The organism is Pseudomonas sp. IAC-BECa141 (genome assembly GCF_020544405.1).
Classification (GTDB): Bacteria; Pseudomonadota; Gammaproteobacteria; order Pseudomonadales; family Pseudomonadaceae; genus Aquipseudomonas.
Genome location: NZ_CP065410.1, coordinates 1,994,455 through 2,016,880 on the forward strand (window position 1 = coordinate 1,994,455; position 22,426 = coordinate 2,016,880).

At 60.7% G+C, this 22,426-nt stretch carries 17 protein-coding genes; 9 read left to right on the forward strand and 8 right to left on the reverse strand.

Features of this window, described 5'->3' with window-relative positions; all coding sequences use genetic code 11:
* Window positions 1–34: 34 nt before the first annotated feature.
* Window positions 35–976 carry a LysR family transcriptional regulator gene (locus I5961_RS09200; RefSeq protein ID WP_085700260.1) on the forward strand — a complete coding sequence of 314 codons (942 nt, stop codon included), beginning with the start codon at window positions 35–37 and terminating at the stop codon, window positions 974–976.
* Here the strand turns inward: I5961_RS09200 and I5961_RS09205 are convergent.
* The 3 genes from I5961_RS09205 to I5961_RS09215 all read right to left on the reverse strand — a co-directional run bounded on the left by I5961_RS09205 (window position 945) and on the right by I5961_RS09215 (window position 4,518).
* The gene (locus tag I5961_RS09205; protein ID WP_227235010.1) at window positions 945–1,673 is read right to left on the reverse strand and encodes an aspartate/glutamate racemase family protein; all 729 of its coding nucleotides are present in this window, start codon (window positions 1,671–1,673) and stop codon (window positions 945–947) included. The two genes, I5961_RS09200 and I5961_RS09205, sit on opposite strands and share 32 nt — an antisense overlap.
* Window positions 1,674–1,727: 54 nt before the next feature.
* Window positions 1,728–3,272: an NCS1 family nucleobase:cation symporter-1 gene (locus I5961_RS09210; RefSeq protein ID WP_085703554.1), complete on the reverse strand. Its 1,545-nt coding sequence runs from the start codon at window positions 3,270–3,272 to the stop codon at window positions 1,728–1,730.
* Between the two features lie 511 nt (window positions 3,273–3,783).
* Window positions 3,784–4,518, reverse strand: coding sequence for a phosphoadenylyl-sulfate reductase (locus I5961_RS09215; RefSeq protein ID WP_085700258.1), 735 nt, complete (start codon window positions 4,516–4,518; stop codon window positions 3,784–3,786).
* Between the two features lie 163 nt (window positions 4,519–4,681).
* Between I5961_RS09215 and thrH the strand changes: the two genes are divergently transcribed.
* On the forward strand, window positions 4,682–5,299 hold the full coding sequence (gene thrH / locus I5961_RS09220) for a bifunctional phosphoserine phosphatase/homoserine phosphotransferase ThrH (RefSeq protein WP_085700257.1): 618 nt from the start codon (window positions 4,682–4,684) through the stop codon (window positions 5,297–5,299).
* A 155-nt stretch (window positions 5,300–5,454) separates the two neighbouring features.
* Here thrH and pabB read toward each other — a convergent pair whose 3' ends face one another.
* The 4 genes from pabB to I5961_RS09240 all read right to left on the reverse strand — a co-directional run bounded on the left by pabB (window position 5,455) and on the right by I5961_RS09240 (window position 10,093).
* Window positions 5,455–6,798: an aminodeoxychorismate synthase component I gene (pabB, locus tag I5961_RS09225; RefSeq protein ID WP_085700256.1), complete on the reverse strand. Its 1,344-nt coding sequence runs from the start codon at window positions 6,796–6,798 to the stop codon at window positions 5,455–5,457.
* Window positions 6,799–7,029: 231 nt separating this feature from the next.
* Window positions 7,030–8,016: an alpha-L-glutamate ligase-like protein gene (locus I5961_RS09230; RefSeq protein ID WP_085700255.1), complete on the reverse strand. Its 987-nt coding sequence runs from the start codon at window positions 8,014–8,016 to the stop codon at window positions 7,030–7,032.
* Window positions 8,016–9,551, reverse strand: coding sequence for an inactive transglutaminase family protein (locus I5961_RS09235; protein WP_085700254.1), 1,536 nt, complete (start codon window positions 9,549–9,551; stop codon window positions 8,016–8,018). The genes I5961_RS09230 and I5961_RS09235 overlap by 1 nt, the downstream gene beginning before the upstream one ends.
* Window positions 9,552–9,556: 5 nt before the next feature.
* Window positions 9,557–10,093 (reverse strand): ATP-dependent zinc protease, encoded by a 537-nt coding sequence (locus I5961_RS09240; protein WP_085690221.1) that lies wholly within the window; start codon window positions 10,091–10,093, stop codon window positions 9,557–9,559.
* Window positions 10,094–10,394: 301 nt separating this feature from the next.
* Here I5961_RS09240 and I5961_RS09245 point away from each other — a divergent pair, with 301 nt between their 5' ends.
* From I5961_RS09245 to prpD, 6 genes are all read left to right on the forward strand, one after another.
* The gene (locus tag I5961_RS09245; protein WP_173892848.1) at window positions 10,395–11,117 is read left to right on the forward strand and encodes a GntR family transcriptional regulator; all 723 of its coding nucleotides are present in this window, start codon (window positions 10,395–10,397) and stop codon (window positions 11,115–11,117) included.
* A complete protein-coding gene (gene prpB / locus I5961_RS09250; RefSeq protein ID WP_007951973.1) occupies window positions 11,114–12,004 on the forward strand; it encodes a methylisocitrate lyase in 891 nt (296 codons plus the stop codon). The genes I5961_RS09245 and prpB overlap by 4 nt, the downstream gene beginning before the upstream one ends.
* A gap of 43 nt (window positions 12,005–12,047) precedes the next feature.
* Window positions 12,048–13,175 carry a 2-methylcitrate synthase gene (prpC, locus tag I5961_RS09255; protein WP_227235012.1) on the forward strand — a complete coding sequence of 376 codons (1,128 nt, stop codon included), beginning with the start codon at window positions 12,048–12,050 and terminating at the stop codon, window positions 13,173–13,175.
* 202 nt (window positions 13,176–13,377) lie between these two features.
* Entirely contained in the window at window positions 13,378–15,972 is a 2,595-nt protein-coding gene (gene acnD / locus I5961_RS09260) for a Fe/S-dependent 2-methylisocitrate dehydratase AcnD (protein ID WP_227235013.1), read from the forward strand.
* A gap of 54 nt (window positions 15,973–16,026) precedes the next feature.
* A complete protein-coding gene (gene prpF, locus I5961_RS09265) occupies window positions 16,027–17,229 on the forward strand; it encodes a 2-methylaconitate cis-trans isomerase PrpF (protein WP_227235015.1) in 1,203 nt (400 codons plus the stop codon).
* Between the two features lie 118 nt (window positions 17,230–17,347).
* Entirely contained in the window at window positions 17,348–18,832 is a 1,485-nt protein-coding gene (gene prpD / locus I5961_RS09270) for a 2-methylcitrate dehydratase (RefSeq protein WP_227235016.1), read from the forward strand.
* 134 nt (window positions 18,833–18,966) lie between these two features.
* Here the strand turns inward: prpD and I5961_RS09275 are convergent, their stop codons facing one another.
* Complete coding sequence (locus I5961_RS09275) at window positions 18,967–19,785, reverse strand: pyruvate, water dikinase regulatory protein (protein ID WP_011333245.1); 819 nt, start codon at window positions 19,783–19,785, stop codon at window positions 18,967–18,969.
* Between the two features lie 174 nt (window positions 19,786–19,959).
* On the opposite strand from I5961_RS09275, the gene ppsA reads away from it, so the two are divergent.
* On the forward strand, window positions 19,960–22,335 hold the full coding sequence (gene ppsA / locus I5961_RS09280) for a phosphoenolpyruvate synthase (RefSeq protein WP_085700247.1): 2,376 nt from the start codon (window positions 19,960–19,962) through the stop codon (window positions 22,333–22,335).
* The last annotated feature ends 91 nt before the right edge of the window (window positions 22,336–22,426 follow it).

Sequence of the window (22,426 nt, forward strand, 5' to 3'; positions counted from 1 at the left end):
AGTCTGTGTAAACCAAAAGTTTAGAGTGGTGGCCATGGAAACCTTCAGCAGTATCGAATGCTTCGTGCGCAGCGCCGAAGTCGGCAGCTTTGCCGAAGCCGCACGACGCCTGAGCCTGACACCGGCCGCCGTGGGCAAAAGCGTGGCGAAACTGGAAGTGCGCCTCGGCGTGAGGCTGTTCCAGCGTAGCACCCGTCGGTTGACTCTGACGGAAGCGGGGCAATTGTTTCTGAGTGAGGTCAGCGGCAGCCTGACCACCATCCAGAATGCGGTAAACAATCTGGCCAGCGCTGGCGGGCAACCGGCGGGCACACTGAAAGTCAGCATGGGCACGGTGTTCGGCCGCTTGTACATCGTGCCGTTGTTGGGAGAGTTCCTGAAAAGGTTTCCGGCGATCAACCCGGACTGGCACTTCGATAACCGTCAGGTCGATTTGATCGGCCAGGGTTTCGATGCGGCGATTGGTGGTGGTTTCGAATTGCCCCAAGGCGTGGTGGCGCGCAGGCTGACGCCGGCGCATCGGGTATTGGTGGCTTGCGCCGATTATCTGGATCGGTACGCACCGATCAACGAGCCGGACGACCTTAAGTTGCACGACGGCATCCTGATCCGCTCACCGCAAACCGGGCGTGTACGCTCCTGGCAGCTGACGCATCGCACCCGACCACACAGCCCGCTGACCCTCAAGGCCCGAATGACCATGAGCGATTCCGAAGCCGCCTGCGCCACGGCGGCGCAGGGGTTGGGGATCGCGCTGGTGAGCATGCCGTTCGCCGTCGGCTACCTTGAGGCGGGGACTTTGCAGCGCGTCCTGCCGGACTGGTACGTCGACGATGGCAACATCTCCATCTATTACGCTGAACACAAACTGTTGCCGGGCAAGACTCGTGCGTTCGTCGATTTTGTCATCGAGCAGTTTTCAACCCTGGGCCTTGCCGAACGGTTCAACGCGCAAAACGAGCTGGCCAACCGATGATGGTTTTTGGACGCGGCGTCGCATACGTGCGCACCTTGGATGTCGACAGCCCCAGTCGCACCAGCGATTCGGCGATGGTCACGGCCGCAGTGACGCCATCCACCACCGGTACTCCGGTGCGCTGACGAATCTTCTCATCAAGTCCGGCCATGCCGCCGCAGCCGAGGCAGATCACTTCGGCCTTATCCTGAGTGACCGCCAGTTCCGCCTGATGCACGATCGCTTCCAACGCCCGTTGCGGCTCGTGCTCCAGCTCCAGAACCGCCAGGCCACTGGCGCGCACCGAGGCGCAGCGGTCCCACAGGCCGGACAGTTTCAGCCGATCCTCGATCAGCGGCACTGTGCGATCCAGTGTGGTGACCACCGAATACGCATGGCCCAGAAACATCGCAGTGCTCGCCGCCGCATCGGTGATGTCCACCACGGGTACGTTGAGCAGTTCCTGCAAACCTTCGCGACCGTGTTCGCCGTAGCCGGCCTGAATCACGGCGTCGAACGGCTGGTCGTAGGACATCACCCGGTCCATCACGGCGATGGCGGCCAGATAACTTTCGAAATTGCCCTCGACTGAATCGGCGCCGAAATGCGGGGTCAGGCCGACAATCTCGGTGCCGGGCGAGGCGACAGTCTGCGCCGAACGGGCGATGGCCTGGGTGATGGATTCGGTGGTGTTGACGTTGACCACGAGAATTCGCATGGGAAGTCCTTATTACGGTTGGTTCTGCGGCCCTGTGAAGAGCCGCCAAAAGATTCAGTGGCTGACGTTGTCGACGGCAATGGCTTCACCATCCACATCGGCGTAGTGCGGCTGGCGTTTGGCGATGATCAGGTAGAGCATCCCGGCAATGCCGGCGCCGATCAGCCAGGAGAAGGGTGAAACGTTATGGAAGCCCGGCACCAGTGCCAGGACGATGGCGATGAGCGCGGCCGGAATGAATGCCGCGACCGCCCGCAGATTGACCCCGCGGCTGTAGTAATACGCCCCGTTCGGGCTTTCGCTGTACAGCTGCGGCACATGGATCCGGCCTTTGCGGATCAGCCAGTAGTCGACCATGATCACGCCGTACAGTGGGCCGAGCAGGGCGCCGAGGCCGGACAGGAAATACACGATCACCAGCGGGCTGTTGTAGAGATTCCACGGCAGAATCAGCACGGCAATCGTTGCGCTGATCAGCCCGGCGCGACGGAAAGTCAGATACTTCGGCGCCAGGTTGCTGAGCACGAAGGCCGGGGCGACGAAGTTGGCCATGATGTTCACCGCCACGGTGACGATCAGAAAGGCCAGACAGCCGAGCACCAGAAAGAACGTATTGGGGATCGAAGCGATGATCTCGGTCGGGCTTTCGATGATCCGTCCGTTGATCTGAAATTGCGCACCGCACAGCAGGACGGTGATCCCGGCGAACACCAGAATATTTACCGGCAGACCCCAGAAGTTTCCGACCTTGATCGTTTTGCGGCACGGCGAGGAACGAGCGAAGTCGCAAAAGTTGAGGATCAGCGTGCCGTAGATCGCCAGCCACAAGGCACCGCCGGCAAAAATGTTGCGCCACATCTCGCCGCCGGTCAGTGGCTCGCGGATTGACCAGGCGATGGTCGCGTTGGCCTGGGTGTACATCCACGCGGCGAGGCAGGCGACGGTCAGCAGAATCACCGGCCCGGCGAAGGCTTCGTAGCGGCGGACCATTTCCATGCCGTAGGCGAGGATCGCCAATTGCACGAACCAGATCGCCACGAAACACACCCACCCCAGGCTCGACAGGCCGAGGATCGAGTTGTGGTCGTAATCGGCGAATCCGGGATGGATCGCCGTGAGCAACACGCGAAATACCACCGACGCCAGGTACGTCTGGATCCCGAACCAGGCGATGGCGATCACCGCCCGGATCAATGCAGGAATCTGCGCCCCGTGAATGCCGAAACTGATCCGGCTGATCACCGGAAACGGCACGCCGGTTTTCTGCCCCATGTAACCGGACAGGTTCATGAAGAAGTACACCAGCGCCGCGCCGATCCCCAGCGACAGCAGAATCTGCCAGCCGCCCAGCCCCAGGGCGTACAGACCGATGGCAAACGAGTAGTTGGCGATGTTGTGCACATCGTTGGTCCACAGGGCGAAGATGCTGTATTTGCCCCAGCGCCGTCCTTCGACCCTGGTCGGTGCGAGGTCACTGTTGTGCAGACGCGGGCTCAGTTGCAGCGGTTCGGTGATGCCGTCACCGGGCGCGCTGTGGTCGAGGGTGGAAGAGGCGGGCAGATTCAGCGCGATGTTGTTGTTGGAGAGACTCGTACGCATTCCGGCAGGCTCCTGATGTTCAGGCGGCGATGACTGTGCATGAGCGCTCGGGCTCGGCAGATCTTCGTCGCAGCGCTGGAACATCACTGGTTACGGGGCATCTGCAGCCTGTACGGGATAGGGCGCTTCAGGCTTGCGGATCGAAAGTGTGGGTTCATGTTTTGCGGTTTTGTATACAAAACATGTATGCACTAAAGCCAGATCTGTGCCAGTCCGCGATCTATGAAAAAGACCGCTGATTTCGAAAAGTTATTGAAGAGCGCCAAGTCGTTGAAATACGGGCGATATAAATTGACCGTTCGAACAGGTATTTATTTTTCGAAAGGAATTTTTGCGAGCGTCTGGAGGGAGTGCTTCTGGAGCTTGATGTAACTTTTCAGGGCGCAGAAACGAAAAGTGCACACATAAATGGCACCGATGGTGACATTCGTGTGTACACATTTTTCAAGGCGGGTAGAGAACACTGTGGGAGCTGATTGGCTCCCACAGTCGCATCATCGGGGCTGGGGATTTACCCCTTGCTGATGATATTCCCGGCATGCAACCCGCATTCCTTCTGGGTCGCTTCTTCCCACCACCAGCGACCCTCTCGCTCGTGCTGGTTCGGCAGGACAGGGCGGGTGCACGGTTCGCAGCCGATGCTGATGAAACCGCGCTCATGCAGACTGTTGTACGGCAGCTCCAGCATGCGGATGTAGCCCCAGATTTCCTCACTGGTCATCTGTGCAAGCGGGTTGAATTTGTACAAGGTGCGCTCCGGGGTGGAGAACGCTGTATCGATTTCCATCACCGCAACAGCGCTGCGGGTCCCGGGGCTCTGGTCGCGGCGCTGGCCGGTGGCCCAGGCTTTGACGCCGGACAGTTTGCGGCGCAGCGGCTCGATCTTGCGGATCCCGCAGCATTCGCCATGGCCGTCCTTGTAGAAACTGAACAGGCCTTTTTCCTTCACGAACGGTTCAAGTTTCGTGTAGTCCGGCGAGATCAGTTCGATGTCGATCTTGTAGTGCTCGCGCACCTGATCGATGAAGCGGTAGGTCTCCGGATGCAGGCGGCCGGTGTCGAGACTGAACACTTTGACGTTCTTGTTCAGCTTCCAGGCCATGTCCACCAGCACCACATCCTCGGCGCCGCTGAAAGATATCCACAGGTCATCGCCGAACTCGGCGAACGCGAGTTTGAGGATGTCCTGCGCGGATTTGTTGGCATAGGTCGTGGCGAGTTCCACGACGTCGAACGTTGGGCTCATCAGGGCGGCTTCCTACAGGTCGGTGGCGCTGGGCGCTCTATATGGCGGCGATGGTAACAAAAAGCAACGTCCGCCGGGGTAGCCTCTGCGTTGCGCGCTCCAGGTCGAGCCGCTAGAGTTCGGGCTCGCTCGACTCAATAAACATTACAAACGGGAGTGTCTTGTGGAAATCGCCTGTCTTGATCTTGAAGGGGTGCTGGTGCCGGAAATCTGGATCGCCTTCGCCGAAAAAACCGGAATCGAATCGCTCAAGGCCACCACCCGGGACATTCCCGACTACGACGTGCTGATGAAGCAGCGCCTGCGCATCCTCGACGAGCATGGCCTGAAACTTTCGGACATTCAGGAAGTGATCGCCACCCTCAAGCCACTGGACGGCGCTGCGGAGTTCGTCAACTGGCTGCGCGAGCGGTTTCAGGTGGTGATTCTGTCGGACACCTTCTATGAGTTTTCCCAGCCGCTGATGCGTCAGCTGGGCTTTCCGACCTTGCTCTGTCACCGACTGATTACCGATGACACCGGGCGGGTGACGAGCTACCAGTTGCGTCAGAAAGATCCGAAGCGTCAGTCGGTTCTGGCCTTCAAGAGCCTGTATTACCGTGTAATTGCGGCGGGGGATTCCTATAACGACACCAGCATGCTGGGCGAAGCGGATGCGGGGATTCTGTTCCATGCGCCGGATAACGTGATTCGCGAGTTTCCGCAGTTTCCGGCGGTGCATACGTTTGCCGAGTTGAAGCAGGAATTCCTCAAGGCTTCGAACCGCGACCTGACTTTGTAGCAACCACATGATCGTTCCCACGCTCTGCGTGGGAATGCCTCAATGGACGCTCTGCGTCCGCTTTGGGACGCAGAGCGTCCCGGGCTGCATTCCCACGCGGAGCGTGGGAACGATCACCGCAGTCGCCGCGACACGGGAACGATCAAGCGTCCTGGTCAGAGGTTCTGCAGGGTTTCGAGCAGCACTCTGACCTTGGTGATCGACTCCTGATACTCCGCCTGCCAGTCCGAATCGGCGACGATCCCGCCGCCGCCCCAGCAGCACACCTGTCCATCCTTTACCAGCAGACTGCGAATGGCGATGGAGCTGTCCATCTCGCCGCGCACGTCCAGGTACAGCAACGAACCGCAATACAAACCGCGTCGGGTCGGCTCCAGTTCGTCGATGATCTGCATCGCACGGATCTTCGGTGCGCCGGTGATCGAGCCGCCGGGGAAGCTGCCGGCGATCAGGTCAAGAGCGTCGCGATCTTCCGCCAGCTCACCGGTCACGCTGCTGACCAGGTGATGCACGTTCGGATAACTTTCCAGGCTGAACAACTCCGGCACCCGCACCGAGCCGATGCGGCAAGTGCGGCCCAGGTCGTTGCGCAGCAGGTCGACGATCATCAGGTTTTCCGCGCGATCCTTCGGGCTGGCCAGCAGTTCGGCAGCGTTCGCCGCGTCTTCGGCCGGGGTCGCGCCACGGGGGCGGGTGCCCTTGATCGGGCGGGTTTCCACCTGACGCTGGCTGACTTTAACGAAGCGCTCGGGCGACAGGCTCAACACCGCATTGCCGTCGGGCAGGCTCTGAAATCCTGAAAACGGTGTCGGGCAGGCTTCGCGCAATTTGCAGTAGGCCAGCCATGGATCGCCCTGGCACGGTGCGCGGAAACGTTGAGCGAAGTTGACCTGATAGCAGTCGCCGGCCTGGATGTAATGCTGGATGCGCTCGAATGCCTGACGGTATTCATCGGCCGAAAGATCGGCTGCCATCGGGTTGTTGAGCTTGAACGGGGTCAGAGCGGTGCTTGCCGGTTGGCTGAATACATCGATCAGCCGCTGTTTCTCGCTGGCGCTGACAGAGGGGTGAAACACCAATTGGCTGGTGGCCGATTGGTGATCGCTGATCAAGGCCCAGTCGTACAGACCAAAACGTGCATCGGGCAGTTGCAGGTCATCCCGGGCCTGGCTCGGCAGGTTTTCCAGATGCCGACCGAAGTCGTAGCTCAGGTAACCGATCAGGCCGCCAGCGAAGGGCAATTCGTACCCGTCGGGCAATTGCGCTTCGCCCAATCGGGTCAGATTGTCCCGCAGACGTTGCAGGAAATGGTCGCCGCGCTCGTCCGGCAAAACCGCCAGCTGTTCCAGCGGCCAGGCACTGAGCAGGTCATAACGGCCACGGTCGGCACTCGGCCGGCCACTGTCGAGCAGCACGGCGCCGGGCGCGTGGCGGACGGCCGCGAAATAGTCGGCGGGGTTGGCGCGGTAGGGCAGCGGGTGTACGGAACAGGTCAACATGGGCGGGGCAGATCGGCCATCGAGGCGGGGAGGGGATTGTAGTCCCCTCCGGGAATGGCTCCTAGAGGGGATGTCGTGGATTGGCAGATTGGCGGCAGGTATCGCGCTCGATCGCTTGATCGTTCCCACGCTCTGCGTGGGAATGCATCCCGTGACGCTCCGCGTCACCATGGACGCGGAGCGTCCATGGTGGCGTTACCACGCGGAGCGTGGGAACGATCATGAACGATGTCAGCCTTCGACCGCCGGAACATGCCCAAACAACTCCTGAGCAAACGCCACGCGCTCTTCAACCGACTCCGTCACCCCGCGCGCCTTGAGCTCTTCCAGATGCGCTTCCACCGCATGGGTGCGTAACGTCAGGCCGCAATCATTGGCAATCTGAATGTTCAGCCCCGGCCGCGCATTCAGCTCCAGAATCAGCGGGCCTTTTTCCTGATCCAGCACCATGTCCACGCCGATGTAACCCAGGCCACACAGCTCATAGCAACCGGCCGCGAGCTTCATGAAACCGTCCCAGTAGGGCAGTTGCACGCTGTCCACCGCGTTGGTGGTGTCCGGGTGTTTGGTGATGATGTTGTTCAGCCACGTACCGCGCAGGGTCAGGCCGGTAGCCAGGTCGACGCCGACGCCGATGGCGCCCTGGTGCAGGTTGGCCTTGCCGCCGGATTGACGGGTCGGCAGGCGCAGCATCGCCATCACCGGGTAACCCATCAGCACGATGATGCGGATGTCCGGCACGCCTTCGTAGCTGATGCTTTTGAAGATCTGGTCCGGGGTCACCCGATATTCGATCAGCGCCCGATCGCGATGGCCGCCCAGCGAATACAGACCGGTGAGGATGCTGGAGATATGATGCTCCAGCTCTTCATGGGCAATGATCTTGCCCGACACCGTGCGATAGCGGCCCTCGAAACGGTCGGCGACCACGATGATGCCGTCACCGCCGGCACCCTGGGCCGGCTTGATCACGAAGTCGTTGCGCCCGCCGATGATCTCGCCGAGCTTGTCGATTTCCTTCTCCGTGGAAATCACGCCATACAGTTCCGGCACGTGAATGCCGGCCTTGATTGCGCGTTCCTTGGTGATGATCTTGTCATCGACGATCGGGTACAGGCTGCGCTTGTTGTACTTGAGCACGTAGTCGGCGTTACGCCGATTGATGCCCATGATGCCCCGGGCTTCCAGGGCCTTCCAGGTCTTCCAGAAACCGAACATCAGCCGTCAGCCTTCTTCAGGAATGCCTTGAAACGCACCAGCTCGGTCAGGCGATAACCGCGGTAGCGACCCATGGCCAGCATGAAGCCCACCAGAATCAGCAGGATCGCCGGGAAGGTGAATACGAAGTACACCAGTTCCGGAACAGTCATGATCAGGTGCGCCAGGGACGCCGCGAAAAGCGTGCCGATCGCCACTTTCATGGCATGGCTGGCGCCGCGTTCTTCCCAGGTGATCGACAGGCGCTCGATGGTCATGGTCAGAATCACCATCGGGAACAGCGCTACCGACAGACCGCGCTCGAGTCCGAGCTTGTGACTGAACAGGCTGATCGCCGCAATCAGCACCACCACGAAGGTCAGCACCACCGACAGGCGCGGCAGCATTTGCAGCTTCAAATGTTCCAGATACGAACGCAGTGACAAACCAAGCGCGGTGATCACGGTAAACAGCAGGATGCCGAAGCCCAACTGCGTCTCGCGGAAGGCCAGGGCGATCAGCACCGGCGTGAACGTGCCGAGGGTCTGCAGGCCGATCAGGTTGCGCAGGATCAGGATCACCAGCACGCCGATCGGGATCATCACCATGATCATGAAGGTCTGCTGGGTTTGCAGCGGCAGGCCGTACAGCGAGTATTCAAGGAAGTTGGCGTCGGTGTTTTCGTCGGTCAGCTTGGCCAGACGAATCGCGTTCATCTCGCTGTTGTTCAGGCTGAAGGTCACGTTGGCTTTCTTGCCGCCGTCGACGGTGATCAGGTTTTCATCACCGCTCCACCACAGCAGCCGGTCAGTCGGCAGGCCTTGCTCGCCGGTTTCCGGGTTGAAGTACAGCCAGTCGGTGCCGTTGAAGCTGCGCAGCCACAGTTCAGGGGTTTGCGGTTGATCGGCGACGAGGCGGATGGTGTGGACTTTTTCCACCGGCACGTGGGCGATGGACAGCAGCAGTTCGACGATTTTGGCTTTGTGCGGCGTCGACGGATCGCCGGCCAGCAGCAGTTTCACGTTGTCGTCGTTGACGTTGTTGACGCGTTTGATCGCTTCGCCAATGAAGGTCTCGACGTCGGCCGAGTGTTGACGGATCGGGGCGAGCAGGGCTTCGGCGGCGATCTTTTCCGGGCCTTCGATGGCCATGCTGTCGCGGAACGTCGGGCCCTTGATCTTGGTTTTTTCAGCGGTGTAACGCTTGGTCAGCACCAGACGGTAATAAAGGGTCTGGTTGCCCTTGGCCCGGCGTGCCGACCACGTGACCTTGCGGTTGCCGTCGACCCGGTTGACCGCCACGCCGTAATTGTTGGAGATAAAGCTTTCATTGAGGCTGACGTAATCGCGGCTAAGGGGCGGCACGAACATCTGGATCTTCACCGGATCCTTGGTGCTGGCGACGAACTCGACCTTGGCGTCGATGTTCCACAAGTCGTCGGTGGCGTCTTCGGTCACCGGAATGCCGAGCACGAAAATCTGATAGGCCGTAACCGAAACGCCCAGCAACACCAGGATGGTGATCAAGACTTTCAGGTGGAAGGTTAGAGAACGCATGGAAATTACTCGGCGGTATGAGCGGCGATGGTGCAGGCGGGTTTGCCGGCAGCGTATTTAAGACTGGGATCGACCAGCGCATCGAAGCGTTTCAGCGCCTCGGAGCCAATCAAAAGCGGGTATTGGAACGCACTACGGTCGGTCAGGTTCACTTCGATGCTGCGCATTGCCGAACCCATGCAGATGTCCAGCTCGATCACCGGGCGGGCGGTGTACTTCTTGCCTTCTTCCGGGTCGTAGTCGCCGGCGCGGCGCTTGATCTTGCTGACCCGGGCCAGCGGCCGTTCGATCGGGTGCGAATGCGCGGCGTCGATGGCCAGGTAGAAACGTACCCAGGACTCGCCGTTGCGCTTGAAGCGTTTAATGTCGCGGGCGCTCAGGGAGGCGGTTTTCGCCCCGGTGTCGAGTTTCGCCGCCACTTCCAGGTTGATCCCGTCGAGGGCAGCGTATTCGTTGAGGCCGTACACGGTCTTTTCCCCCGCCGCAGCAAGGCCGGGCAGGCAAAACAATGCAAAGAATGTGGGGAAGGGCTTGAGTCTCATAAATCCTGGCGAGCAGCGTTCCGTTTCTCGGTTCAGGGCCATGGCATCAGGAAATCCTGTCTGCCCATGCGCCTTCGTGTGCCTATCAGCTTTTTATGACAAGCCGTGCAAATGACTCGCAAATGCGGGCGGCATTCTAGCACGGTGGTTTTATGGCGCCAGCGCCGGGACCGGTCTATAACCCTTGGGGTTGATTTGAAGGCTTGTTAGACGATTGTCGACAATCTCGATTTATCCTTTGACTGATGCGGGTTGATTCGCTAGTTTTTGCCGCATTGGATTTGAAGGTGTCGACAATATGCTGGATCAACTCGATCCCCCGGTGATCAATGGCGACGACTCCGAGACGCTCTCGGAAAACGTCTTCCGGCGCATTCAGGCGGCCATCGTCAAAGGTGAGATCGCTCCGGGCAGCAAGATCTCCGAGCCGGAACTGGCGCGCACCTATGGCATCAGCCGTGGGCCGCTGCGCGAAGCGATCCATCGTCTGGAAGGCCAGCGTCTGCTGGTGCGCGTACCGCACGTCGGTGCGCGGGTGGTGTCGCTCAGCCATGCCGAATTGCTCGAACTCTACGAAATCCGCGAATCCCTCGAAGGCATGGCCTGCCGTCTGGCGGCCGAACGCATGAGCGTCGAAGAAATCGACGAACTGCGCCGGGTGCTGGAAACCCATGAGCGCGACGCGGCGTTTCAGGCCGGCGTCGGTTACTACCAGCAGGAAGGCGACTTCGACTTCCACTACCGGATCATCCAGGGCAGCGGCAACCGCACCCTCACGCAAATGCTCTGCGGCGAGCTCTACCAGCTGGTGCGCATGTACCGCATCCAGTTTTCCACCACGCCCAACCGCCCGCGCCAGGCCTTTGCCGAACACCACCGGATTCTCGATGCCATCGCCGACCGTGACGGCGAGCTCGCGGAATTGTTGATGCGCCGTCACATCGGCGCCTCGAAACGCAACATCGCCCGTCACTACCAGGACGGCGCCGACAATAAGACAGCCACTGAACGAGGTGAGTCATGAGTTCCAACAAGAGCACCCCAGGCCAGCGTTTCCGCGATGCGGTCGCCAGCGAACATCCGCTGCAAGTGGTCGGGGCGATCAACGCCAACCACGCGCTGCTGGCCAAGCGCGCCGGTTTCAAGGCGATTTACCTGTCGGGTGGCGGGGTGGCTGCCGGCTCCCTCGGCGTACCGGACCTGGGCATCACCGGCCTGGATGACGTACTGACCGACGTGCGCCGCATCACCGATGTCTGCGACCTGCCGCTGCTGGTAGACGTGGACACCGGTTTCGGCGCCTCGGCGTTCAACGTGGCCCGCACCGTGAAGTCGATGATCAAGTTCGGCGCGGCGGCGATTCACATCGAAGACCAGGTCGGCGCCAAGCGCTGCGGCCACCGCCCCAATAAAGAGATCGTGACCCAGCAGGAAATGGTCGACCGCATCAAGGCCGCCGTCGATGCCCGCACCGACGACAGCTTCGTGATCATGGCCCGCACCGACGCGTTGGCCGTTGAAGGTCTGGAATCGGCACTGGATCGCGCTGCCGCGTGCATCGAGGCCGGTGCCGACATGATCTTCCCGGAAGCCATCACTGAACTGGAGATGTACAAGCTGTTCGCCAGCCGTGTGAAAGCGCCGATCCTGGCCAACATCACCGAATTCGGCTCGACGCCGCTGTACACCACCGAGCAGCTTGCGGGAGCAGATGTGTCGCTGGTGCTGTACCCGCTGTCGGCGTTCCGCGCGATGAACAAGGCTGCGGAAAACGTCTACACCGCGATCCGCCGCGACGGCACTCAGCAGAATGTCATCGACACCATGCAGACTCGCATGGAGCTCTACGATCGCATCGATTACCACACCTTCGAGCAGAAGCTCGACGCGTTGTTTGCGGCGAAGAAGTAAGCCGCAACCGTACTCCCTAATAAATTCAAGATTGGAGACAACAATGGCTGAAGCAAAAGTACTCAGTGGCGCCGGGCTCCGGGGCCAGGTTGCCGGGCAAACCGCACTGTCCACCGTGGGCCAGGCCGGTGCCGGGCTGACCTATCGCGGCTATGACGTGCGCGAACTGGCGGCAGACGCACAATTTGAAGAAGTAGCGTACCTGCTGCTCTACGGAGAGCTGCCGACCCAGGCACAACTCGCCGACTATCAAGGCAAACTGAGCAAGCTGCGCGACCTGCCGCAAGCGCTGAAAGAAGTGCTGGAACGCATCCCCGCCGACGCCCACCCGATGGACGTGATGCGTACCGGTTGCTCGTTCCTGGGCAACATCGAGCCGGAGAAAGACTTCTCCGAGCAACGCGACAAGACCGACCGCCTGCTGGCCGCGTTCCCGTCGATCATGTGCTACTGGTATCGCTTCAGCCACGACGGCAAACGCATCAATTGCGTGACGGACGAGCCGTCCATCGGCGGCCACTTCCTGCACCTGCTGCACGACAAGAAACCGAGCGAACTGCACGTCAAAGTGATGAACGTGTCGCTGATCCTCTACGCCGAGCACGAATTCAACGCCTCGACCTTCACCGCTCGGGTGTGTGCTTCGACCCTGTCCGATCTGTACTCGTGCATCACGGCAGCCATCGGCTCGCTGCGCGGCCCGCTGCACGGCGGCGCCAACGAAGCGGCGATGGAAATGATCGAGCGCTTCTCGTCGCCGGAAGAGGCGATCAAAGGCACCCTCGGCATGCTCGAGCGCAAGGACAAGATCATGGGCTTCGGCCACGCGATCTATAAGGACAGCGATCCGCGCAACGAGGTGATCAAGGGCTGGTCGAAAAAACTCGCCGACGAAGTGGGCGACAAGGTGTTGTTCCCCGTTTCCGAAGCCATCGACAAGACCATGTGGGAGCAGAAGAAACTGTTCCCCAACGCCGACTTCTACCATGCCTCGGCGTACCACTTCATGGGCATCCCGACCAAGCTGTTCACCCCGATCTTCGTCTGCTCGCGCCTGACCGGCTGGGCGGCGCACGTGTTCGAACAGCGCGCCAACAACCGCATCATCCGTCCAAGCGCCGAGTATGTAGGCGTCGAACAGCGCAAGTTCGTGCCAATCGAACGTCGCTGAATGGTGGGCTGACCTGGAGCTTGAGAACACCGATACACCCTGTGGGAGCGAGCTTGCTCGCGATTGCGGTACATCAGTCGACATCAGTGTTGAATGTCAGTCCGCTTTCGCGAGCAAGCTCGCTCCCACAAGGGGCTGTGTGAATCTTGAGACCCGTGCCAGGCCCCACCTTTTTGTTATCACCGTGACCGAGTCCTGACCGATGAACACAGAATTTCGCAAGAACCTGCCCGGCACGCCGCTGGACTTTTTCGACGTCCGTGCGGCTGTCGATGCGATCCAGCCCGGCAGCTACGACACCCTGCCGTACACCTCCCGCGTGCTGGCGGAAAACCTCGTGCGTCGCTGCGACCCGGCCACGCTCACCGATTCCCTGAAACAACTGATCGAGCGCAAACGCGACCTCGACTTCCCGTGGTTCCCGGCTCGCGTGGTGTGCCACGACATTCTCGGCCAGACCGCGCTGGTGGATCTGGCCGGCCTGCGCGACGCGATTGCCCAGCAGGGCGGCGACCCGGCGCAGGTCAACCCGGTGGTGCCGACCCAACTGATCGTCGACCACTCGCTGGCGGTAGAGGCGGGCGGTTTTGACAAGCAGGCGTTCGAGAAAAACCGCGCCATCGAAGACCGTCGCAACGAAGACCGATTCCACTTCATCAACTGGACCAGGAAGGCGTTCAAAAACGTCGACGTGATCCCGCCGGGCAACGGCATCATGCACCAGATCAACCTGGAGAAAATGTCCCCGGTGATCCAGGTGCGCGACGGCGTGGCATTCCCGGATACCTGCGTCGGCACCGACAGCCACACCCCGCACGTCGATGCACTGGGCGTGATCGCCATCGGTGTCGGTGGGCTTGAAGCCGAGAGCGTGATGCTTGGCCGCGCGTCGTGGATGCGCCTGCCGGAAAGCGTCGGCGTCGAACTGACCGGCAAGCTGCAACCGGGTATCACCGCCACCGACATGGTACTGGCGCTGACCGAGTACCTGCGCAAACAGAAAGTGGTCGGCGCATGGCTGGAGTTCTTCGGTGAAGGTGCTAGCGCGTTGACCCTAGGCGATCGCGCCACCATCTCCAACATGGCTCCGGAATACGGCGCTACGGCGGCGATGTTCTACATTGACCAGCAGACCATCGATTACCTGAAACTCACCGGCCGTGAAGACCAGCAAGTGCAACTGGTCGAGCAGTACGCCAAACAGATCGGTCTGTGGGCCGACAGCCTGAAAGGTGCGCAGTACGAGCGCGGCCTGACCTTCGATCTGTCTTCTGTGGTGCGCAACATGGCCGGCCCGAGCAACCCGCACGCCCGTGTGGCGGTGTCGGATCTGGCGGCCAAAGGTATCGCCGGCCAGTGGGAAGACGTGTCGGGGCAAATGCCCGACGGCGCAGTGATCATCGCTGCCATCACCAGTTGCACCAACACCAGCAACCCGCGCAACGTGATTGCCGCCGGCCTGCTGGCGCGCAATGCCAACAAGCTCGGGCTGACCCGCAAGCCGTGGGTCAAGTCGTCGCTGGCCCCGGGTTCGAAAACCGTGGCGCTGTACCTCGATGAAGCGGGGTTGACCACGGAGCTGGAGCAGCTCGGTTTCGGCGTCGTCGCGTTTGCCTGCACAACCTGCAACGGCATGTCCGGGGCACTGGATCCGGTGATTCAACAAGAAATCATCGACCGCGATCTGTACGCCACCGCTGTGCTGTCCGGCAACCGCAACTTCGACGGGCGGATTCACCCGTACGCCAAGCAGGCGTTCCTCGCTTCGCCGCCGCTGGTGGTGGCCTACGCGATTGCCGGGACCATCCGTTTCGACATCGAAAAAGACGTGCTCGGCGTGGTCGACGGCAAGGAAATCCGCCTGAAAGACATCTGGCCGAGCGACGAAGAAATCGACGCGGTGGTGAAATCTTCGGTCAAGCCTGAGCAGTTCCGTCAGGTCTACATTCCGATGTTCGCCATCCACGAAGACACCGGCCCGAAAGTCACGCCGCTGTACGACTGGCGCGAAATGAGCACCTACATCCGCCGTCCGCCTTACTGGGAAGGTGCGCTGGCCGGGGCGCGGCCGCTCAAGGGCATGCGCCCGCTGGCGGTGCTGCCGGACAACATCACCACCGATCACCTGTCGCCGTCGAACGCGATCATGCTCGACAGCGCCGCCGGTGAGTACCTGGCGAAAATGGGCCTGCCGGAAGAGGACTTCAACTCCTACGCGACCCACCGTGGCGACCACTTGACCGCGCAGCGTGCGACCTTCGCCAACCCGAAACTGTTCAACGAAATGGTCGTGGAAAACGGCAAGGTCAAGCAGGGTTCGCTGGCGCGCGTTGAGCCGGAAGGCCAAGTGATGCGCATGTGGGAAGCCATCGAAACCTACATGGAGCGCAAGCAGCCGCTGATCATCATCGCCGGCGCCGACTACGGCCAGGGTTCATCCCGCGACTGGGCGGCCAAAGGCGTGCGTCTGGCGGGTGTGGAAGCGATTGTCGCCGAAGGTTTCGAGCGCATTCACCGCACCAACCTGGTGGGCATGGGCGTGTTGCCGCTGGAATTCAAACCGGGCACCGACCGCAAGACCCTGGGTATCGACGGCAGCGAAACCTACGACGTGATCGGCGAGCGCACCCCTCGCGCCGACCTGACGCTGGTGATCCATCGCAAGAACGGCGAGCGCGTCGACGTACCGGTGACCTGCCGCCTCGACACCGCCGAAGAAGTGTCGATCTACGAGGCCGGCGGCGTATTGCAGCGCTTCGCTCAGGACTTCCTCGAAGAGTCGGCGGTTGCCGTTTAAATCAGTTAGTGCGAGCGCGGGTCGGTAGACCCGCGTTTGCGGATAAGGAGCACCATGGCTCACGCAGCTAAGTTCGCACCGCAGATCAAAATCCCCGCCACCTATATGCGCGGCGGTACCAGCAAAGGCGTGTTTTTCAGCCTCACCGACCTGCCTGAAGCGGCGCAGATTCCCGGCCCGACCCGCGATGCCCTGTTGTTGCGGGTAATCGGCAGCCCCGACCCCTACGACAAACAGATCGACGGCATGGGCGGCGCCACTTCCAGCACCAGCAAAACCGTGATCCTGTCGAAAAGCATCAAGGCCGATCACGACGTCGATTACCTGTTCGGTCAGGTGTCCATCGACAAGCCGTTCGTGGACTGGAGCGGCAACTGCGGCAACCTGTCGGCAGCGGTCGGTTCGTTCGCCATCAGCAATGGCCTGGTGGACGCCAGCCGCATTCCGCACAACGGCGTGGCGGTGGTTCGCGTGTGGCAGGCCAATATCGGCAAAACCATCATTGCCCACGTGCCGATCACCAATGGCGAAGTCCAGGAAACCGGTGATTTCGAACTCGACGGCGTGACCTTTCCGGCGGCCGAAGTCCAGGTCGAATTCCTCGACCCGGCGGCGGAAGAAGAGGGCGGCGGTGGCTCGATGTTCCCCACCGGCAACCTGATCGATGAGCTGGAAGTGCCGGGCGTCGGCACGTTCAAGGCGACGATGATCAACGCGGGTATCCCGACGATCTTCGTCAACGCTGAAGATATTGGTTACACCGGGACCGAATTGCAGAGCGCGATCAACAGCGACCCGAAAGCGTTGCAGATGTTCGAAACCATTCGCGCTTACGGTGCTTTGCGCATGGGGCTGATTTCCAATCTGGATGAAGCGGCCAAGCGTCAGCACACGCCTAAGGTGGCTTTCGTGGCCAAGCCTGCGGATTACGTGGCGTCCAGTGGCAAGACGATTGGCGCCGGTGATGTGGATTTGCTGGTGCGGGCGTTGTCGATGGGCAAGCTGCACCACGCGATGATGGGCACGGCGGCGGTGGCGATTGGTACCGCAGCGGCCATTTCCGGCACCTTGGTAAACCTCGCGGCGGGCGGTATTGAGCGGAATGCGGTGCGGTTCGGGCATCCGTCCGGAACGTTGCGCGTCGGGGCTGAGGCCAGTCTGGAAAACGGTGAATGGATCGTGAAGAAAGCGATCATGAGCCGTAGTGCGCGCGTCCTGATGGAAGGTTACGTCCGCGTGCCTGGGGATTCGTTCTGACGAACATTCGCTGAGAGCGAGCCTGATCGCTCTCAGCGCTTTGCGCATTTCAATAACAAGAAAAATTAGCCCTGAACCGAGGTCCCATCAACGAACCACTTTGAAGAGTGAATCGAACATGAGCGCCAACGTCGACCTGAACAACCGTCCCGACTACGACCGTGTCCTGCAGGACATCGCCGATTACGTCCTCACCTGTAAAATCGAATCCGCCGAAGCCCTCGACACCGCCCGCAACTGCCTGATGGACACCCTGGGCTGCGGCCTGCTGGCCCTGCGTTTCCCTGAATGCACCAAACACCTTGGCCCCATCGTCGAAGGCACCGTCGTGCCGTTCGGCGCCCGAGTGCCTGGCACGTCCTACCGCCTCGACCCGGTGAAAGCCGCGTGGGACATCGGCTGCATCGTGCGCTGGCTCGATTACAACGACACCTGGCTCGCCGCTGAATGGGGTCATCCGTCGGACAATCTCGGCGGGATTCTCGCGGTGGCCGATCACCTGTCGCAAAAGCGTCTGGCCAATGGCGAGGCGCCGCTGACGGTGCGCGATGTGCTCGAAGCGATGATCATGGCCCACGAGATTCAGGGCGTGATTGCCCTGGAAAACTCCTTCAACCGCGTAGGACTCGATCACGTCATTCTGGTGAAAGTCGCCTCGACTGCCGTGACCGCCAAACTGATGGGCGCCAACCGTGAGCAGCTGTTATCCGCGTTGTCCCATGCGTTCGCCGATGGTCAGGCATTGCGTACTTACCGCCATGCGCCGAACGCCGGCTCGCGAAAATCCTGGGCGGCAGGGGATGCATCGAGCCGGGGCGTGCGGCTGGCGGATATCGCGATGCGTGGAGAAATGGGGATTCCCGGCGTCTTGACTGCCAGACAATGGGGCTTTTACGACGTTCTCTTCAGCCACACCAACAACGATCTGGCGCTCAAGCCCGAAGACAAACGCGCCTTCAGCTTCTCGCGGCCGTTCGGCAGTTACGTGATGGAAAACGTTTTGTTCAAGATCAGTTTCCCCGCCGAATTCCACGCGCAAACCGCCTGCGAAGCCGCCGTGGCCCTGCACCCGCAAGTGCGCAATCGTCTGCATGAAATCGACCGGATTGTCATCACCACCCACGAATCGGCGATCCGCATCATTTCCAAGGTCGGGCCGTTGGCCAACGCCGCCGACCGTGATCACTGTCTCCAGTACATGACCGCTGTGCCGCTGGCGTTCGGCAATCTGGTGGCCGAGCACTACGAGGATGATTTCCACAAGGCCCATCCGGTCATCGACGTGCTGCGCGAGAAAATGGTCATCGTCGAGGATCCGCGTTTCACCCGCGAATACCTCGAAGCCGACAAACGCTCGATTGCCAATGCGGTGCAGGTGTTTTTCAAGGACGGTTCGAGCACGGAAAAAGTGGTGGTGGAATACCCGATCGGGCATCGCCGGCGCCGCGCCGAGGGTATCCCATTGCTGGAGGACAAGTTCAGGGCAAATCTGGCCACCCGGTTCACCGGGCAGCGCAGCGGGGAGATTGTGGCGCTGTGCAAGGATCAGGCGCGGCTTGAAGCCACGCCGGTGAACCGGTTTGTCGATTTGTTTGTTATCTGAGGGACCGCGTGATCGTTCTTCGCGGGCAAGCCACGCTCCCACAGGGTTTTGTTGTGAATGCAAAATCTGCGTACACCACAAAACCCTGTGGGAGCTGGCTTGCCAGCGATGGCGGCTGCAAGGGCGCTACAAATCTATTTGAAACGCCGCTCCACGCCTTTTTCCACGAGGATCTTCGCGGAGATTTCTTCCACCGAAAAATGCGTGGAGTTGATGTGCGGAATGTTCTCGCGGCGGAACAGGTTTTCCACCTCGCGGACTTCGAACTCGCACTGGGCGTAGCTCGAATAACGGCTGTTGGGCTTGCGTTCGTTGCGGATCGCGGTGAGGCGGTCCGGGTCGATGGTCAGGCCGAACAGCTTGTGCTGGTGGGCGCGCAGGGCGGCCGGCAGTTGCAGGCGTTCCATGTCGTCTTCGGTCAGCGGGTAGTTGGCCGCGCGGATGCCGAACTGCATCGCCATGTACAGGCACGTCGGCGTCTTACCACAACGCGACACGCCCACTAGTATCAGATCGGCCTTGTCGTAATAGTGCGTACGGGCGCCATCGTCGTTGTCGAGGGCGAAGTTCACCGCCTCGATCCGCTCCATGTAGTTGGAGTTATGGCCGATGGAGTGGGATTTGCCGACGGTGTAGGAAGAATGCTCGGTCAATTCCTGCTCGAGCGGGGCGAGGAACGTCGAGAAGATGTCGATCATGAAACCATTGGAGGTTGCGAGAATCTCACGGATGTCCTGATTGACGATGGTGTCGAAGATGATCGGCCGGAAACCGTCGGTTTCAGCGGCTTTGTTGATTTGTTGTACCATGGCCCGCGCTTTTTCAACGCTGTCGATGTACGGCCGCGTGAATTTGCTGAAGGTAATGTTTTCGAACTGCGCCAGAAGGCTTTGACCCAGGGTTTCGGCGGTGATACCGGTGCCATCGGAGATAAAGAAAGCAGATCGTTTCATTTGCACCTTGGGCCTTAAGCTAATGAGCATTTCTGGATATGATAGGCGCGATTTGCCGGCCGCCATCGGCCCGCATTCTCACTTATTTTCCAGGTCCAGGCCATACAGCCGGCCAACGCTCCCCCGAGCCGCCGGTTTCTGAGCTTTTCCAACACAGTTAGTGGAGAGATCACCTTGGTAGAGTACGTAGTTTCCCTCGATAAGCTCGGCAAACACGATGTTGAGCATGTGGGGGGCAAGAACGCATCCCTGGGCGAGATGATCAGTAACCTGGCCGGTGCCGGTGTTTCGGTCCCCGGCGGCTTCGCCACCACGGCGCAAGCCTATCGCGACTTCCTGGAACTGAGCGGTCTGAACGATCAGATCCACAAGGCCCTCGATGCGCTGGACGTCGATGACGTCAATGCCCTGGCCAAGACCGGCGCCCAGATCCGCCAATGGATCATGGAGGCCGAATTCCCTGAAAAACTGAACACCGAGATCCGCACCGCGTTCGCCGCGCTGTCGGCCGGTAATCCTGATGTGGCCGTGGCCGTGCGTTCCTCCGCCACCGCCGAAGACTTGCCGGACGCTTCGTTCGCCGGTCAGCAGGAAACCTTCCTGAACATCCGTGGCGTTGACAACGTCATCCGCGCGGCCAAGGAAGTGTTCGCCTCCCTTTTCAACGACCGTGCCATTTCCTACCGCGTGCACCAGGGCTTCGACCACAAGCTGGTCGCCCTGTCGGCCGGCGTGCAGCGCATGGTGCGTTCGGAAACCGGCACCGCCGGCGTGATGTTCACCCTCGATACCGAATCCGGCTTCCGTGACGTAGTGTTCATCACCGGCGCCTACGGTTTGGGCGAAACCGTCGTACAAGGCGCGGTGAACCCGGACGAATTCTATGTCCACAAGGGCACGCTGGCTGCCGGTCGTCCGGCGATCCTGCGTCGCAACCTGGGCAGCAAAGCCATCAAGATGATCTACGGCGACGAGGCCAAGGCCGGTCGTTCTGTGAAAACCGTTGAAGTCGACAAGACCGATCGCGCACGTTTCTGCCTGACCGACGCTGAAGTCAGCGAGCTGGCCAAGCAGGCGATGATCATCGAGAAGCACTATGGCTGCCCGATGGACATCGAGTGGGCCAAGGACGGTGACGACGGCAAGCTCTACATCGTGCAGGCCCGTCCGGAAACCGTGAAAAGCCGCACCCAGGCCAACGTCATGGAACGTTACCTGCTGAAAGAAACCGGCACCGTATTGGTTGAAGGCCGTGCCATCGGTCAGCGCATCGGCGCGGGCAAGGTACGGATCATCAAGGACGTCTCCGAGATGGACAAGGTCCAGCCGGGTGACGTGCTGGTCTCCGACATGACCGACCCGGACTGGGAACCGGTAATGAAGCGCGCCAGCGCTATCGTGACCAACCGTGGCGGCCGTACCTGCCACGCGGCGATCATCGCCCGTGAGCTGGGTATTCCGGCAGTGGTCGGTTGCGGCAACGCCACCCAACTGCTGAAGGATGGCCAGGGCGTGACCGTGTCCTGCGCCGAAGGCGACACCGGTTACATCTTCGAAGGCGAACTGGGCTTCGACGTCAAGAAGAACTCCGTGGACGCCATGCCGGAGCTGCCGTTCAAGATCATGATGAACGTCGGCAACCCGGACCGCGCCTTCGACTTCGCGCAACTGCCGAACGCCGGTGTAGGCCTGGCCCGCCTGGAATTCATCATCAACCGCATGATCGGCGTCCACCCGAAAGCGCTGCTGAACTACGACGGCCTGCCGCAGGACATCAAGGAAAGCGTCGACAAACGCATCGCCGGTTACGACGATCCGGTCGGCTTCTACGTCGAAAAACTGGTTGAGGGCATCAGCACCCTGGCTGCTGCGTTCGCACCGAAGAAGGTCATCGTGCGTCTGTCGGACTTCAAGTCCAACGAATACGCCAACCTGATCGGCGGCAAACTGTACGAGCCGGAAGAAGAAAACCCGATGCTGGGCTTCCGTGGCGCTTCGCGTTACATCAGCGAATCGTTCCGTGACTGCTTCGAACTCGAGTGCCGTGCGCTGAAGCGCGTGCGCAACGAGATGGGCCTGACCAACGTCGAAATCATGGTGCCGTTCGTCCGTACCCTCGGCGAAGCCAGCCAGGTGGTGGATCTGCTCGCCGAAAACGGCCTGGCCCGTGGCGACAACGGTCTGCGCGTGATCATGATGTGCGAACTGCCATCCAACGCGATCCTGGCTGAAGAATTCCTCGAATTCTTCGACGGTTTCTCGATCGGCTCCAACGACCTGACTCAGCTGACGCTGGGTCTGGACCGCGACTCCGGGATCATCGCGCACCTGTTCGACGAGCGTAATCCGGCGGTCAAGAAGCTGTTGGCCAACGCAATTGCCGCGTGCAACAAGGCCGGCAAGTACATCGGCATCTGCGGTCAGGGCCCTTCGGACCACCCGGACCTCGCCAAGTGGCTGATGGAGCAGGGCATCGAAAGCGTGTCGCTGAACCCGGACACCGTGCTGGAAACCTGGTTCTTCCTTGCCGAAGGCCAGGCGGCGGAATAAGCCGTGAATGAAGCCGCGGCCCGGTGAACCGGGTCGGGGCTTTAAGATTGAAGTAGGGCGAGCTCTCCGGATGCCGCCCTTTTTTGTGCAA

What these genes read in the sequence shown, in the direction of transcription:
- I5961_RS09240 (WP_085690221.1), bottom strand. Translation starts at nt 10,093, where the DNA reads ATGAGACTCAAGCCCTTCCCCACATTCTTTGCATTGTTTTGCCTGCCC.
- prpC (WP_227235012.1), top strand. Translation starts at nt 12,048, where the DNA reads ATGGCTGAAGCAAAAGTACTCAGTGGCGCCGGGCTCCGGGGCCAGGTT.
- prpD (WP_227235016.1), top strand. Translation starts at nt 17,348, where the DNA reads ATGAGCGCCAACGTCGACCTGAACAACCGTCCCGACTACGACCGTGTC.
- prpF (WP_227235015.1), top strand. Translation starts at nt 16,027, where the DNA reads ATGGCTCACGCAGCTAAGTTCGCACCGCAGATCAAAATCCCCGCCACC.
- I5961_RS09275 (WP_011333245.1), bottom strand. Translation starts at nt 19,785, where the DNA reads ATGAAACGATCTGCTTTCTTTATCTCCGATGGCACCGGTATCACCGCC.
- I5961_RS09235 (WP_085700254.1), bottom strand. Translation starts at nt 9,551, where the DNA reads ATGCGTTCTCTAACCTTCCACCTGAAAGTCTTGATCACCATCCTGGTG.
- I5961_RS09200 (WP_085700260.1), top strand. Translation starts at nt 35, where the DNA reads ATGGAAACCTTCAGCAGTATCGAATGCTTCGTGCGCAGCGCCGAAGTC.
- I5961_RS09210 (WP_085703554.1), bottom strand. Translation starts at nt 3,272, where the DNA reads ATGCGTACGAGTCTCTCCAACAACAACATCGCGCTGAATCTGCCCGCC.
- I5961_RS09230 (WP_085700255.1), bottom strand. Translation starts at nt 8,016, where the DNA reads ATGTTCGGTTTCTGGAAGACCTGGAAGGCCCTGGAAGCCCGGGGCATC.
- acnD (WP_227235013.1), top strand. Translation starts at nt 13,378, where the DNA reads ATGAACACAGAATTTCGCAAGAACCTGCCCGGCACGCCGCTGGACTTT.
- I5961_RS09205 (WP_227235010.1), bottom strand. Translation starts at nt 1,673, where the DNA reads ATGCGAATTCTCGTGGTCAACGTCAACACCACCGAATCCATCACCCAG.
- I5961_RS09215 (WP_085700258.1), bottom strand. Translation starts at nt 4,518, where the DNA reads ATGAGCCCAACGTTCGACGTCGTGGAACTCGCCACGACCTATGCCAAC.
- prpB (WP_007951973.1), top strand. Translation starts at nt 11,114, where the DNA reads ATGAGTTCCAACAAGAGCACCCCAGGCCAGCGTTTCCGCGATGCGGTC.
- pabB (WP_085700256.1), bottom strand. Translation starts at nt 6,798, where the DNA reads ATGTTGACCTGTTCCGTACACCCGCTGCCCTACCGCGCCAACCCCGCC.